The organism is Streptomyces sp. NPDC047982 (assembly GCF_043204165.1).
Lineage (GTDB): Bacteria > Actinomycetota > Actinomycetes > Streptomycetales > Streptomycetaceae > Streptomyces.
The window spans coordinates 144,739-158,203 of the sequence record NZ_JBIDBS010000016.1 but is presented as its reverse complement, the minus strand read 5'-3'; the positions used below and the strand labels follow the sequence as shown (position 1 = coordinate 158,203).

The following is a 13,465-nucleotide window of genomic DNA, read 5'->3' as shown; positions in this document are numbered from 1 at the left end:
GCCCTCAGCCTGCGGGGAGTCAGCCGAGGGCGGCACAGCTAGTCGCCTTCTCCGCGCAGAGCACTGAGGTATTTCTCGGCGAATTCTTCTTTTCTCACCCCGTTGTATTGTGTGATGAAGCGCGGGTGCTCCAAGGGAACGATCTTTTTGAAGAAGCGCTGGCCCTCGTTCACCTTCGAGAGGAATTTGAAGTTCTCGCCGCTGCCGATGCAGTAGCACACCGAGGTGTCGGTTCCAAATGCCACCTGACGCTCCAGGGCGTCCACAAGGAAATCGTGCAGAAGCTCCAGCAGCTTCTTGTTCTCGTAGAAGTTGCAGTTGACTTCTCTTCCCTGGGGATTCGTTCTCATCAAACCGAGAGGGCACACAAAGCTCATGACGAAGTCGGCGTAGAACCTTGTCCGGCCCCCGTAGCGCGCGATGACGTCATGCAGGAATCCGGCGGAGGGCCTGCTCACCGCATAGCCGTCGACATCGACTCCCGTTTCGCTCTCGAGGAGCTTGGCGTCTTCGAACGGGACCCCGGTCACGGCCGTGCCCCGTCGGGCGGGCGAACTCCCCAGCACCAGGCGGCGCGGCCTGTCGTCGTCGTAGTACTTGTGGTAGAACGCAGTCGTCACCTCGTGGACGCGCTCCTTCTGGGGGCCGCTGAACGGGTTGATGGCCGCGAATCCCGGCGGCAGTTCAAGTGTCGTCTCCGCGAGTTCCTCGTTGAACTGCAGGATCCGATCGGCAACGGTCGTTCGCCCGTTCATTGCAGAAGTCCTTCCTTCATGCTGGTCGCTCCAGACTGACCGGCCGCACCGGCTGTCTGCGATTCAGTCTTCCCGCGGGCCTGGTGGGACGTCGCGACCGCGGCCGGCCGGAGGGCGGTGGCGACGTTAGGCGGCGACCGCCGAAAGGTAAATCTCGGTACTTGTTGGAAACATTCGGACATCTTTGAATCCAGCGCCGTCGAGCTCCGCACCAATTAGATTGGCGGTGTCCATCCCGCGATAGAGGTCGACGAATTCAGTGCCGGGGATGATAAGCCCCGGCACGACGCAGCCCCGCTGAGTATACAGAAATCCGTTGGCCACTGAGACGATAATCGCCGCACCGGGCTTCAGTACTCTGTGCGCCTCCGAGGCCGCTGCGGACGTGTCGAAGAATGACGAGTTGTACGTCCTCAATGAGATATACAGATCGAAACTGTCGTCCGGCAGGGCGGACAGGTCTTCGGCACTGGAGACGACGGTTCTCGACAAGGGAATGCGTCCACTTATGTTCGCGAGGCCGCTTTCCGCGATATCGGCGAAGGTGATCTGCGGACAGTCGGAGAACAGAGCCGCGGCTTCGTGGCCGGAGCCGACGCCGACGTTGAGGATGTTGACAGCAGTCAGGGACCTTGTGGATGACCTCCTGTACACCGCCATGAAGTCGTCGGCCCACCCCGCGTTGGCGGCGCGAGCGTCGTACGCGTAGTCGTAGGTGCCGTACTTCGCGTCGAACGCTGCGGCCAGTGCGTCGCCTACGGCGTTGTCAGCCTCTTTGTACTCTGTCCCGTACCTCTGGCAGATGAGAGAGGCGAGCGCAACCCTCCCCCGGTGCGCGTTGACGTCGCTCCTGGTCAGCGCGAAGCCCATCGACATCAGCCTGGTGGAGACGGCTTCGCTGATGCGATGGGTGGAGTAGTGGGGGTTGCACTCGATGCTTTGCCCGCTCGCCGCGTAGAGGTCTCGGTTCTGCTCCAGGATCTGGCGCTGAAGATCGTCGGGGAAGCGGAGTACATGGCCTCGGGCGGTGACGGGGTCGCCATCGAGGTAACTCGTCAACGCGGGGTCTGGCAGACCGATATAGACCCTGTCGATGCGCACTTCCTTCAAGAGCTCGGCGAGCTCAAACGACCAGGCCGCCGACACGGTGTTGATCGTCAGATATGCGCTGTGTGCGCTGGATGCTCCGAGTTCTTGGATCCTGCGCCGCAGAGTGCCGTACCAGGATGCGCCGCGTACTTCGCCCTCGAAGGCGGAGCAAATCAACGCGTCGTGTTCAGAAACAAGCACAACGCCGACCCGCCGACCTGACTGCGGCGCCCTTTGTGCGACGCCAATGGCGTATTTCATCCAATAGATACTGTTGGGGCTCATGTGGGGCCTCCGTTTCTCACCTTGCGCGGCACGCCCGGGGGCGTCATCGCTCCTCGGGGACGTGGGCAGGCCGGCTCGACCCGGGGATACATGGCACGGACGCCGCATCCCTTGAGCGGAGCTGGCCGAGCTCTACCAGCTCGGCTCGCAAGGCCGAGCAAGCGGCGTCGACGAATTCGTAGTCCGGTTCGCTCAGTTCGTTCTTGAAGCTCTGGTAGTTCACGGCCACCTGTTGTGAACTGCTGAATCCGGTCAGAACGATCGAGTCCGGGCAGCGCTTGAGGCAGTAGTGGAGGGCGATCCGGGCGAGATCTTGCGGCGTAGGTCCGAACCTGTCCCGCAGGGGCTGTAGGCCTCGCTGGACGGCGTCCAGGACCGGCGCGCTGATGCGGGAGCGGACGTCGCCAGAGCCGAAGACCGTGTCCGGAAGGTATTTGCCGGTGAGCAGCCCCAGGCCCAGAGGCTTGTAGATCACGGTGGCGATGCCGTGGCGACGGGCGAAGCTGAAGATGTCCTCGTCCTCTTCGCTGTCGGCGGCCTCGGATTCGGGTGGTTGGATGAGCGGGTTGAAGGGGGTGGCGATGACCTCGGGACCGAACTGTTGGACGAGGAAGGCGAACCGAGCCGCAGTCACCTGGTTGCGGTCGCCCGAGGCAGTGCCGGCTACCAGCCCGTGGGGCGCCCTCATTCCGAGCGCCTTGACCCTGCCGAGGTCACGCAAGGCCTCCAGCGTCTCCCGTGCCTCTTGGAGGTACTGGTCGCGAGGACCGAAGTCGGTGTGGTGCAGCGTCAGGACAACCGACGATTCAACGCCGAGGTTCTCAAGGCTGTGCTCTACCTGTGCCTGTAGGTGAAGGGAGCAGTAGGCGTTGACGCTGGTGCCCCTGAAGGCCCCGACCGTGCTGGTGATGCTGACGCTCTCGCGAGGTACCTGGGCCAGCATGCGGCCCACCAGCCCCTGGGAGCGCCCGAGACCGTAGACGTCCGAGGTGTCGTAGACAGTCGCTCCCTCTTCGCGGGCGCGCAGGAGGGCATCGACCGCGCAGCCGTCGTCCACGGAGGCCCATCCCGCGGCGTGTCCCATGTTGGTTGCCGGCCCCCCGATGGGCCGACAACCAACGCCGAGAGGGTGCTGGTCCCATCCGGCGACCAGGCGTCGCCTGGGTAAGTGTGAAGCGGTCACGGGGCTCGCTCTCATCGCGAAGGACTGGGCGCCGGCTCGGTTCGCCGTGGTGCAGCACAGCGCCGATGCAGCAGGCCCGGAGAATCTGGAGAGAAGTGGGGCGGAGCACGGCTCTCATCAGCCCCGCTCCCACCGTCACATTCGTCCGAACGGGAAGTCCAGCTGCCCACCGGCTCATATCGGGGGTCATTTCCAAGAAGGGGAGACCCGTCCACGGGCGTTCGGTACAGAAATGCCCAGATTTGAGGCTGCCTGCTGCGTGCTGAATGGCGGAACTGAATGACCCTCGATATGAGCCCCTGTGCATCTGGCCCGACAGGTGGCGTCAGGGCAGGCTGGTGATCAGCTCTCAAGCGGGCAAGCGATACCGGCAGTTCGACGTGCCGGGGCGTCGCCCGCGTCCCCCGTTCACACCTAGCCACCTGGGCTTCGGACGTCGGGCACCCCGTGGTGACCCTGATCTCCGAAGCTCCGGTTTTACTCCCTGAGGAACCTCTTCCCGTTGCTGCGACTGCGATCGTCGAGGGTGCTGTCCCCGGCCGAACTGTCCTGGCTGACCGATGCGATCGGCGACGCGGAGACAGTTTTGGCCAGCGTCGTCAGCCGGCCGGGCAGCTCCTGGAAGCGCTGCACCTTCCACCCCGAGGAACTCCTCCCCCGGCTGCGCCACCAGACCGGCATAGGCGTCATTCTCAACACCAGCGCGGTCACCCCGCCGCCTGTGCGCGGGGCCTTCGCCCGCGTGCGACCCGCGGACGCTCGGGGAGATCGAGGCACGCTTCGGCCCTCTTGCCATCCAGGTGCTGAGACGGGACGCTCCGCTGATCACTACGGACTACCTAGGTCAGCAATTCCCAGCAACCCGCCCTTGCCCACCCGCCTCAGTCAGCCGGTGCTGGCGGAGCTGAAGCGCAACCGTCCCGCCCCGTGGCCGTGGAAGGCCCGCGCGCAAGCCCCTGATCGAGTGCCACACGTCGTCAACCACTCGAACGTGTGGATTCAAAGGCAACCAGCCAGGCGGCCCTTGCCCCGAACACCAGGACCGCATTCACGTTCGAGACATCCGCCCGTCCGGGGCCGTTACGGCTCCGGATTCGGCGCGTTCTTAGAGCACCAGTACCAACCGGCCGCCCAGACGGAGGACACACCGTGAACACTGAGCCCGCTCCCGCCCATCGCTCCGGATTCGAACAGCGGCGGCGGTCCCCGCTCGCCTCACCGACCTGCGGACCTCGGCAGTCCGACATCTACGCGCGCCGCTCAGCACGACTGGATACGAGGTGGGGGGCATGAGCAGCGGCAGTGATGCAGACGGCATCAGCCAGGGTGCGGTGCCCGGCCCGCGTGGTGCGGAACTTCCGCTGCCGCCCGCCGCCGTGCCCGGCGGTCCGCAGGACGGTGACATCGCCGACGGCCTGGAGGAGGCGTACTGGTCCGTCTACGACGGCGCCGCGTCCAAGGCGACGGTGGGGCAGATCCTCGCTCGGTTGCCGCGGATCGTGCGCCAGATCGGCCGACTTGCCTGGGCTGCGGACCGGACCGCGACGCTCGCGGTCGTGATCCTGCAGCTGGCGTCGGCCGCGATGACGGCGTTCGGGCTCATGGCGTCGGTTGCGGTGCTGCGGGAGCTGTTCGCCGAGGGGCCGACCCCGGACAGGGTGCGGGCGGCCATCCCCCAACTGCTGGTCGTGGTCGGCTTCCTGTCCGCCCGGGCGCTCCTGGAGGCGGGCGTCGCCGTCGCGCAGGCCAGGGTGACACCGACGATCCGCACCGCGCTGGAGACGGAGTTCCTCACCCTGACCGCCCATGTGCGGCTCGAGGTCGTCGACGACGCGGACTGGCACGACGAGGCCTACCGGGCCAACGACCGCGGCCTGTTCTACGCCCGGCAGATCGTCGGCCAGGTCGTCTCCCTGGCTGCCGCACTGCTCGGTCTCGTGGGCACCGCCGGCGTCCTGAGCGTCCTCCACCCGGCCTTACAGCACCGTCGTGGCCCCCAACATTGCTCCCTATGTGCTCAGAAAGCTGGCTCATCCCTTGGGGGCGCTGGGCGGGGGGACGGCCGCGCCGTACAAGATCGCCGAGTGCAGAAAGACGTCCCTCGGCGTCATCGGATTCCTCGTCCGGTGGCTCCTGGCTCAGTGCCCCCTCCGTCGCACCGCCATCGTGCGCCGACAGAATCGGATTGCGCTCCTGAGCTGCCCCAGGGGCTGGCATCGGTCCCGGTGAGGGCGTGTTGGCCGCGCTGTCACCAAGAGCATGTCCGGATGCCTCGTCGAGACGGGTGTGAGGACACTTGCTGGACGTGTACGCAGGCGCAGGACGCAGGGCATCGACCAGCGCCGGCAGCACCACACGGCTCTTGCCCCCCATACCGATGTCCGTCGCGGGCTGGGCGACCGCTACTACTCCGAGCGCGGAGAGCCGGGCCAGGACTTTGGCACCGGCAGCAGGGGTTGCGGCCAGCAGGCGTGCCACGGTGGTGGCCGGACGGCCGCGGCGAGTATCGACTGTTCCCGGGCACAGCCGCAGTCGGCCGCGATCCGTGGTGTTGAGGGCCATGAGGACTAGGGCCAAACGGTCGGTGGCGGCGCCACGGCCCGTGCGCTCGGCAAGGAGCCCGGCAGGGGTTGCGGCCTTGCCTGGATCGGATGGTTGCCATCCTGGCCCGATCAGGCCCTCCAGGAAGCGGAGGAGAGTGGCGAGTTCAGGGCGCGCGAGAGCCAGCGGGTGGGTGTTGTCGCCTTCCCGCCGTGCGCGCCACATCGGCATGACGACGCACTCCAGACCTCTTATCCGGCCTGCGGCATCGGTCAGCGGGCGGGTAGCCAGAAGACCGCTGTTCCGGAGCGCCGGAAGGACATCGTGGGCGACAGCGGACTGACTGATGCCGAGCCAGCGCCCGAGTTCCGAGGCCCAGATCCGAGCGGTTCCGTCCTGGGCGGAGGTCTTGGCCATCAGGACCAGGAGTCCCAGTACGGCGGCGTCAGGGGACTCGGCTTGCCGGGCAGCGGCTACTGCCGCCGTCACGGCGGTGCGCAGGCGGCGCTGCATGGCCTTGCCGAGCCGAAGCGCCTCGGATGGAGCGGAGTGTCCGTCCAGGCGCGTAGTCGCTCGTGGCATTGCCGATGATGGCGGGTTCGCATCCCCAGCGGCGCGGCATCCAGAGGTGGTCGGATTCCGGGTCCACGTCATCGCGTCGCTCCGAAACCCGGGCCGGCTCCGAGGGCCGCTGTCGGGGAGACATCACGGTGTACGCCTTCCTGCGGCGCGCAGGCACAGGCAAACTTCGGGACTTTCTGCGCATTCTCTGCCACCTGGTCATGCCAGAGCTGACAGAGGGCAGCGCCATGCTGCACCATGTCTAAGGGCCTCGTTCTGGGAAGAGGGAGGCAACACGAAGCCGCACCGCGACTTCGAGATCCTCGTCGGATCACATCCCCGGTGGAGGCGGCTTACAGGCCGACCAACCGGCGCCTTCGCTCGGGTTGCTGCCGAGCGGTGACGGGAGGGTCGGAGTCAGGTACGCCAATACCTGGCCCGGCCACATGGCGGAGCGCCCCGCGAGGGCGCCGCCACACTTCACGACTACGTCATCTCGCCCTCTCCGTCACGGGGAGCGGGGCTGGCGACCGTCACACCGGGGGGGGGGGGGGGGGGGGGGGGGGGGGGGGGGGGGGGGGGGGGGGGGGGGGCGCGGGCGCGGGGGGGGGGGGGGGGGGGGGGGGGGGCCCCGGGGGGCGCGGGCGCGGCGCGCCCGCCCGCGGCCGCGCGCCCCCCCCCGCCCCCCCCCCCCCCCCCCCCCCCCCCCCCCCCCCCCCCCCCCCACATGTTGTGCGGAAGCGTGCCCGTGCAGCCCTGCCTTGGGTGAAGGTTCGTAGTTGCACGGCATGCCCGCGGAGTGGGGCCGAGCGCCTGGCGGAAACATCTGCCTCGATCCCACCACCCATGGTGGGCACCTCCGCTGCTTCGTTATTGGCTTATCACCACTGGGCCCGAGAGGGGCAGGTGGTTGGCTACGCTCCCGACGAGACGCCTACACCGGCTATACACCCGGGGCCCACGCGTCTGCGTGCCGCATCAGCGACGGTTCGATCATCAACGGGCGTGGGTCCGCGATTTGGGTCACCTGGGGCATCCACGGTGGGTAAACGGGGCCGGCGGACCGCCCTCGGGTGGTCAGACTGAGGACGAGTCGATGACCAGTCGTGCCTGTTCGGCGTTAGTCAGGGACCTGCCGTCCCGGCCAGGAACGCCTCATCCAGGTCGGAGTCGATCTTCCTTCTCGCCAAGCTGCTTGTTACGGCGATCAACCAGAGACGAGCGAGAGGAGCAGCGTGCAGGTCCTACGCAGGATGCCGTAGGAAGGACTTCGACCGGGGGTTGCCCGAAATCCGAGGCAACCGGCCGGCCGGCCGACCAGCGCCCATCGGCAGTGAAGAGCGGTGAACGCGAAGCCTGTTATCTGGCTTCCCGTAGGTCAACGGAGTGGGACACGACGTACGCGGCGGTGTCCATCACGGTCTGCTCGACCGCCAGCACACGCTCTTCGGCGTCCCAAACGGTGAGGCGGGCATCAAGCACGAAGCGCCCGACGGGGATCTCGAGAAGGTCGCAGTCCTCTCCTGAAGGTGCCCGCCCCCGGGTCTGCACGACCCCATCCACGGCAGACAGCCCTAGGTCGTGCAGCAGCGTGGTCAGACGACGGGGGGAGGCGTCGCGTCGGGCGACCGAGGTCTCCGGCACCAGCCCATCCGGAACGTACATACGCGTCAGCCTCACAGGCCGGCCCTGGACGGAGAACCGTGCCATCCAGGTGAGGGCTGCCTGCTCGGCGTCGAGACCGAGGGTAGACGCGATGTCCGCTGGCGGCGGGTCGGAGGTGATGGCCACACAGTCGATATCGAAGGCACGAGGCTCGCTGGCAGCCCAAGCTCCTTCTCTCCCATGAGGCCCGGCGGGATCAGGGCACGGCTCGTGTTTGATGGCGAGCGGGGTTTGCGCGTAGACGCCGGACCCACGTCGGCCAATGGCATGCCCGTCGTTCTTGAGGAGGTCGACGGCGCGGTTGATCGTCCGGCTGGCCACCTGGAACTTCGCCGCGAGCTCGTCCTCGCCGGGCAGCCGCTCCCCGTCCGCGTAGACGCCCCGCGCGATGTCCGAGCGGAGCTGGTCAGCGATGTTCACAAACACGCGCTGCGCGCTCGACGCGTCAGTCATATCGCTCCTCCCAGCTCTCCCGTCGGACCCTGATCGTACGGGGCGGAACGGCGCGGAATGAAGCCACGCCCCGGCGCGTGAACCATAGGCGAAAGTTCCTTACGGAACCTCTTGGATTCCTTACGGAACTTCTGCTTCACTGTGATCGGTACCGAGCAGCCCAGCACCCAGGGGTTGCGCGACTGCTTGTCCCCTGCCTTCGCCTACCGCCTGACATCTGGGCGGACCGTGAGGGTCGAGGACTGGCGGTTCGGGTCCCCCACCTGCAGCGCCAACCGCCCCACGAGCAGTACGGGACACGGCATACGCCCGGCAGGTGGCCAGTACCACCACGTCGGCAGGCACGCGGATTCCTGCGGTCATGTCGGCAACGTCCAACAACTCCACAGCGCGATCCACCGCAGCACGACGGCCGTGACCACACCGGCCGAGGCGAGTGGAGACCAGCCGGCCGAGAAAGGGCCTGCTCATCCACCCACTTCAACATCCATCAGAGGGAGACCAACTCATGACAGTGCGCGCTTACTTCGGCTTTGCCGAGCCGGATAAGGGCACCTTCGTCACGCAGCGGCGGAACCGGCGCCGCGTGGCGGTCGCCACCGGCACCGCCGCCGCCCTCGGGCTGATGGGGGCCGCGCTTGCCACGCCGGCCTCCGCCGACCCGACGTACGTCGGCTACGAGGGATTCACCGTCGACATCCACCCGAAGCCGGGCACCGGAGGCCTCTACTTCCGCGACGCCGGAGGCCACATCAAGGGCCTCATGGGCGAGAAGGACGAGGCGTCCGTGCTCGGCTGCCACCCCAACGACCCCAACCTGGCGTGGGTGGTCCAGACCTCGCGCAACGACGGCAACGGCGGATGGGGGGCCTACCAGGGCTTCGTCCGCTTCCAGTACGCCACGACCGAGGGCGACAACGTCCCGGTCCCGTGCGGCGGATGACCCGGTGACCCGGACCGCCGGGCGCCGTGCCCGACCCCGAAGGAAGCGGGGTCGGGCACGACCCCGGCCGCCCGGACCGGCAAGCCACCCCGCAGGGAAGCGCACCGCCCGGACGACCGGCGCGGGCCGGTGAGGACACACCAGCCCGCCGCCACGCAACTCCCAGAACTGACCTGGAGGACGCAGCCATGCTGAACCTTACCGACGACGTCTCCCGGCGGATGGCGCGAGTCCGCGACGCCGCCACGGGCGCCCAGACCGCCCGGCGCAGCCGCGAGCAGTTCCAGCGCGCCGGCGGCGGCCACTGATGGCGTGGGACTGGGACACCTACTTCAACTCTGGTAGCCGCCCGGGTCCGGGGCACGGCGAGCGGGCCGCTCCGTCTCGGGCGCCTCGCCTGCGGCTGGTCCGGGAGATGAACTGGGACGCCTACTTCAACTCCGGCGGCGCGCCGAACCCGACCGCCCAGGGACGGAGCGTCCCGGCGCGTCTCCGTGCAGTGCATGCCGCGCCCGGTCGGCAGTCCGCCACCTAGGCCCCCCTGGGACCGCCGGGGCGCCGTGCCTGCGCACGACGCCCCGGCCTGAACCACCCCCGTCGTTGCACGCGGGCCGAGCCGATCGGCTGAAAGGAAAACCATGCTGAACACCCCCGTATGCGACCGCAGCTCCGCCGAGCTGCTCGCCCAGGCTCACGCGTCCGACCACGCGGCCACGCTCGCCCTGAACGAAGGCAACTACGCCCGCGCGAAGGCCCACGCGTTGGTCGGGCGGCTCCGCATCTACCTCTACGAGATCGCGCTCAGCAAGGAGTGTCGCGACTGCTCGGGCAACGGGATCGTCGGCCGGTCCTGTGCCCGGACCGACTGCGAGGAGTCCTCCCGAGGCACCACGCACCACCTTCACTGGGAGCCCTGCCCCAACCGCGCCACCCACCGCAGCCCCGTCACCGCCCCTGTCAGTGGGGCCCAGACCGCCACCGACTGACTGGCCGCACGACGTCGCCCAGGAGCACGACACCCCGGTCGGCACGAAGAACCAACGCCCAGGGAGAAAGAGAAGTGACCACCGCGAATTCCACGAAGGCCCCGAGTCGAAGCAGCCTCATCGCCTTCCGCTTTCTCACGGCCGCCATCATCATCGGCGCTGCCATCGTAGGAGCCATCGGATTCGCCGGTTCGTACGATTCGCTCAGGGAACTTGCAGAGAACAAGGGGTTCGGGGACTTCTCCTATTTCCTGCCCGTGGGTGTGGATGCCGGAATCATCGTTCTTCTCGGGCTGGACCTCTGGCTCACCAGGATGCGCATCCCTATGCCGCTGATGCGGCAATCGGCCTGGATTCTCACCGGCGCGACGATCTACTTCAATGCGAGCGCTGGAATTCCGGACCCCACCACGGCGAATCCGTACCCGTCCCTTTGGGATGATCCGGTCGCTGTGGGAATGCACTCCGTACTTCCGCTTTTGTTTGTGGCGACGGTGGAAGCCGCCCGTCATGCTGTGCGCCGCCTGGCGCACCTGGCGGAGGACAATTCGATGGACAAGGTCCGCACGAGCCGGTGGTTCCTCGATCCGCTGCGGACCTTTGGTCTTTGGCGACGAATGCGCTTGTGGGAAATCACCTCCTACGCGAAGGCTCTTCTGCGGGAGAAAGAGCGCCTGGTGTACCTGTACCGCCTGCGTGCGAGGTACGGATCCCGGCGGAAAGCCCCTGTCGAGGTGGTGCTCCCGCTGAGGCTTGCTGATTACGGTGAGCCACTTCCCGCCCCTCCGCTGACCGAGCGGGAGGAAGCCGAGCAGGCGGAGGCCGAGGCTCGCGAGGCCGAGCGCGAGGCTCGCGAGGCGGCGGAGCGCGAGGCTCGCGAGGCCGAACGCGAGGCGGCTCGTGAGGCGCACGAGCGGGAAATGGCGAGGCTCGCGGCAGAGACCGAGGCCCGGCTTCGCGAGGCTCGCGAAGCAGCCAGTCTCAAGGCCGAGGCACTCGAACGCGAGGCTCGCATCGAGGCTGAGCGCCACGCTCGCGAGGAGGCTCGCAGGAGGGAAGAAGCGCAGGCCAAGGCCGATGAAGTGAAGCGGCGCGAGGCTGTCCGGACTGCCTCGCAAACCAGCCAGGAGCAGCTTCGCAATACCCGCGAGGCCCTCGCCGATCCGCGTCCTGCATCGGTTTCGCGAGGCTCGCGACCGGCGCCCCCGCAGAGCGGGAACACGCTGAGCCGCGAGGCTCTGAAAGCTCAGCGCGAGGACGCCGAACTGCATGCCGCGAGCCTCATCCTCGCCAACGCACGGCCCACCGCCAAGGAGTTCGGAGGTCTCTACAACCAGCGCGAGACCTGGGGCGGAGACCGCCTCCGCGAGGCCTCGAAGCGACTTGATCGCGACGCCGAGTTCCGGGACCGAGCCGAGGAGCTGAGGCTTGAGCAGATGCTTACGGGCTCCGCCGCTCATAACCCTGCGTAGTCATCAAGCGGCGTCGCGAGCCTCGTGTGGTCCCGTCCCGCGAGAGGGGCGGGACCACACGGCGGCGCTGACACATACCGCTGCGCGGCCGGCGGGGCCCTTTGGTTCCCGCCTTGCTATGGGTCCGTGCCCGGCCGAACGGGTCAGGGCCTGGGCGCCGCATCAGCTGTCCAAGAGAGAACGAAGGGAGCACCACCATGCCCACGCACGCCGACCTGTCCCACACGGCTGCGCGGCGCGGCACGACGCACGGGAGCGTCCTTGACGGGGACCAGTCCCGCGGCTTCGGCCGGACCCGTCCGCGCCTGCGGCTCGTCCCGGATCTGGGCGAGTACGACCCCGCCGAGGAGCGCATCCGTAAGCAGCTTCACGCGATGGGAGTCGCGATGGGGGGCCGCTCATGACCACCACGGGCGACACCGGATCCACCGTCGAGCCGAAGGTAGATGGAGACGGAGATGCGGTAGACACGCAGGTCAGCTCCGCACGAGGGGCTGTTCCCGTCCCCCGGGGGAGCAGTAACAAGACCCCGGCGGTCCCTCTCGACGGAAGGGTGATCACCCCCACGCGGATCATCCCAGCGGAGGGTTCCCTTGCCGTCGATCTCAATCAGGAGGTGGCTGCCCCAGCAGCCCCGCCGGAGGCCAGGGCACCGCTTGTTTTGCGTCCCCAGAAGGCTCGGCTCCTGAGTAACACGCGCCATGTGGACCTCGTGGGGCAGTCCGGGGAGGTCTCGGTGTTCCAAGGTGACCCGAAGCAGGCAGGGCCCAGTGTCGCCCCGGCTCACGACGCCGTCGTGGCTCCGCCGGCGGACAGCGGCGTTGTGGCGGATCACTCCCCGAGGCAGGCCCGCCCTGGCGGACAGGACTATGCCGGGGACGAGGCACAGGGCAGCGACCGCCCTCCTGACGCTGATGAGGAAGAGGAGGTAGAAGTAGCCAAGGTCCGGGAGCCGAAGCAGAGGACTGGCCGGTCGCGGGGGCTGCGGAAGCCGAGGTCTTTCAGTTCCGACGTCCCAGGTAGCAAGCATCTCCCCGGCTTCTTGGACACTCCGTGGCGCAGGTTCCTGCTGTTCTGGGGAACGGCTGCCGGGGCAGGAAGCTATGCGGGTATTCGCGTCTGGTTCTCCCAGTGGGCCAATGATCCGGTCCATCAGGTCGACGGTGTGCTGGCCTACACCATCACGCTCAGTGCCTTTACGATTGGCATTTTGCTTTTCCGCGCCACCACGTTCAATCCGTTTGCCCTTTTCGGCCTACTCGTTTTGTCCGCGTGGCTCGGCTCAACCTACGGGCCGGATCTGCTTCCCCTTGCCTACCCGCACACGGCGAAAGTCGGGCTTTCCCCGTACAACACCAAACTCCTCGCCAACGCGATCGGGTTGATTGGCCCGATGGCGTGGTGGATGTGGCTGCTCCGCCGCAGGTTTTGGCTGTTGCGGTGGCTTGCATGCGCACTGCTGAGCAGCTCCATTCTCGCGTGTGTGATGTTCACGACCGCCCCCTGATCGCGTTCCCCTTCACCTCTCTTTA

At 67.5% G+C, this 13,465-nt stretch carries 11 protein-coding genes; 5 read left to right on the top strand and 6 right to left on the bottom strand.

The annotated features are described in order from the left end of the window. Positions 1-38 precede the first annotated feature (38 nt). The 6 genes from ACGF2V_RS20720 to ACGF2V_RS20695 all read right to left on the bottom strand — a co-directional run bounded on the left by ACGF2V_RS20720 (position 39) and on the right by ACGF2V_RS20695 (position 8,532). Positions 39-755 carry a uracil-DNA glycosylase family protein gene (locus ACGF2V_RS20720; protein ID WP_362708242.1) on the bottom strand — a complete coding sequence of 239 codons (717 nt, stop codon included), beginning with the start codon at positions 753-755 and terminating at the stop codon, positions 39-41. Positions 756-881: 126 nt separating this feature from the next. Then, the gene (locus tag ACGF2V_RS20715; protein ID WP_362708240.1) at positions 882-2,129 is read right to left on the bottom strand and encodes a methyltransferase domain-containing protein; all 1,248 of its coding nucleotides are present in this window, start codon (positions 2,127-2,129) and stop codon (positions 882-884) included. A 43-nt stretch (positions 2,130-2,172) separates the two neighbouring features. Then, on the bottom strand, positions 2,173-3,213 hold the full coding sequence (locus ACGF2V_RS20710) for an aldo/keto reductase (protein WP_362708238.1): 1,041 nt from the start codon (positions 3,211-3,213) through the stop codon (positions 2,173-2,175). Positions 3,214-3,789: 576 nt separating this feature from the next. After that, positions 3,790-4,002: a hypothetical protein gene (locus tag ACGF2V_RS20705; RefSeq protein ID WP_362708236.1), complete on the bottom strand. Its 213-nt coding sequence runs from the start codon at positions 4,000-4,002 to the stop codon at positions 3,790-3,792. A gap of 748 nt (positions 4,003-4,750) precedes the next feature. After that, positions 4,751-5,107 carry a hypothetical protein gene (locus ACGF2V_RS20700; RefSeq protein ID WP_362708234.1) on the bottom strand — a complete coding sequence of 119 codons (357 nt, stop codon included), beginning with the start codon at positions 5,105-5,107 and terminating at the stop codon, positions 4,751-4,753. Between the two features lie 2,666 nt (positions 5,108-7,773). Next, positions 7,774-8,532, bottom strand: coding sequence for a GntR family transcriptional regulator (locus ACGF2V_RS20695; protein WP_362708231.1), 759 nt, complete (start codon positions 8,530-8,532; stop codon positions 7,774-7,776). A gap of 508 nt (positions 8,533-9,040) precedes the next feature. Between ACGF2V_RS20695 and ACGF2V_RS20690 the strand changes: the two genes are divergently transcribed. The 5 genes from ACGF2V_RS20690 (at position 9,041) to ACGF2V_RS20670 (ending at position 13,440) form a co-directional block, all read left to right on the top strand. After that, positions 9,041-9,475 (top strand): hypothetical protein, encoded by a 435-nt coding sequence (locus ACGF2V_RS20690; RefSeq protein ID WP_362708229.1) that lies wholly within the window; start codon positions 9,041-9,043, stop codon positions 9,473-9,475. A gap of 638 nt (positions 9,476-10,113) precedes the next feature. Next, positions 10,114-10,461, top strand: coding sequence for a hypothetical protein (locus ACGF2V_RS20685; RefSeq protein WP_362708225.1), 348 nt, complete (start codon positions 10,114-10,116; stop codon positions 10,459-10,461). A 74-nt stretch (positions 10,462-10,535) separates the two neighbouring features. Next, on the top strand, positions 10,536-11,933 hold the full coding sequence (locus ACGF2V_RS20680) for a DUF2637 domain-containing protein (protein WP_362708223.1): 1,398 nt from the start codon (positions 10,536-10,538) through the stop codon (positions 11,931-11,933). Between the two features lie 197 nt (positions 11,934-12,130). Beyond that, positions 12,131-12,337, top strand: coding sequence for a hypothetical protein (locus ACGF2V_RS20675; protein ID WP_362708221.1), 207 nt, complete (start codon positions 12,131-12,133; stop codon positions 12,335-12,337). After that, positions 12,334-13,440 carry a hypothetical protein gene (locus tag ACGF2V_RS20670; protein WP_362708218.1) on the top strand — a complete coding sequence of 369 codons (1,107 nt, stop codon included), beginning with the start codon at positions 12,334-12,336 and terminating at the stop codon, positions 13,438-13,440. Before ACGF2V_RS20675 ends, ACGF2V_RS20670 begins: the two co-directional genes overlap by 4 nt. Positions 13,441-13,465: the final 25 nt, after the last annotated feature.

Bases quoted from the DNA above. Each gene is read 5' to 3' on its own strand.
- ACGF2V_RS20705 (WP_362708236.1), bottom strand. From the start codon at position 4,002: ATGACGCCTATGCCGGTCTGGTGGCGCAGCCGGGGGAGGAGTTCCTCG.
- ACGF2V_RS20710 (WP_362708238.1), bottom strand. From the start codon at position 3,213: ATGGGACACGCCGCGGGATGGGCCTCCGTGGACGACGGCTGCGCGGTC.
- ACGF2V_RS20670 (WP_362708218.1), top strand. From the start codon at position 12,334: ATGACCACCACGGGCGACACCGGATCCACCGTCGAGCCGAAGGTAGAT.
- ACGF2V_RS20695 (WP_362708231.1), bottom strand. From the start codon at position 8,532: ATGACTGACGCGTCGAGCGCGCAGCGCGTGTTTGTGAACATCGCTGAC.
- ACGF2V_RS20715 (WP_362708240.1), bottom strand. From the start codon at position 2,129: ATGAGCCCCAACAGTATCTATTGGATGAAATACGCCATTGGCGTCGCA.
- ACGF2V_RS20720 (WP_362708242.1), bottom strand. From the start codon at position 755: ATGAACGGGCGAACGACCGTTGCCGATCGGATCCTGCAGTTCAACGAG.
- ACGF2V_RS20690 (WP_362708229.1), top strand. From the start codon at position 9,041: ATGACAGTGCGCGCTTACTTCGGCTTTGCCGAGCCGGATAAGGGCACC.
- ACGF2V_RS20685 (WP_362708225.1), top strand. From the start codon at position 10,114: ATGCTGAACACCCCCGTATGCGACCGCAGCTCCGCCGAGCTGCTCGCC.
- ACGF2V_RS20675 (WP_362708221.1), top strand. From the start codon at position 12,131: ATGCCCACGCACGCCGACCTGTCCCACACGGCTGCGCGGCGCGGCACG.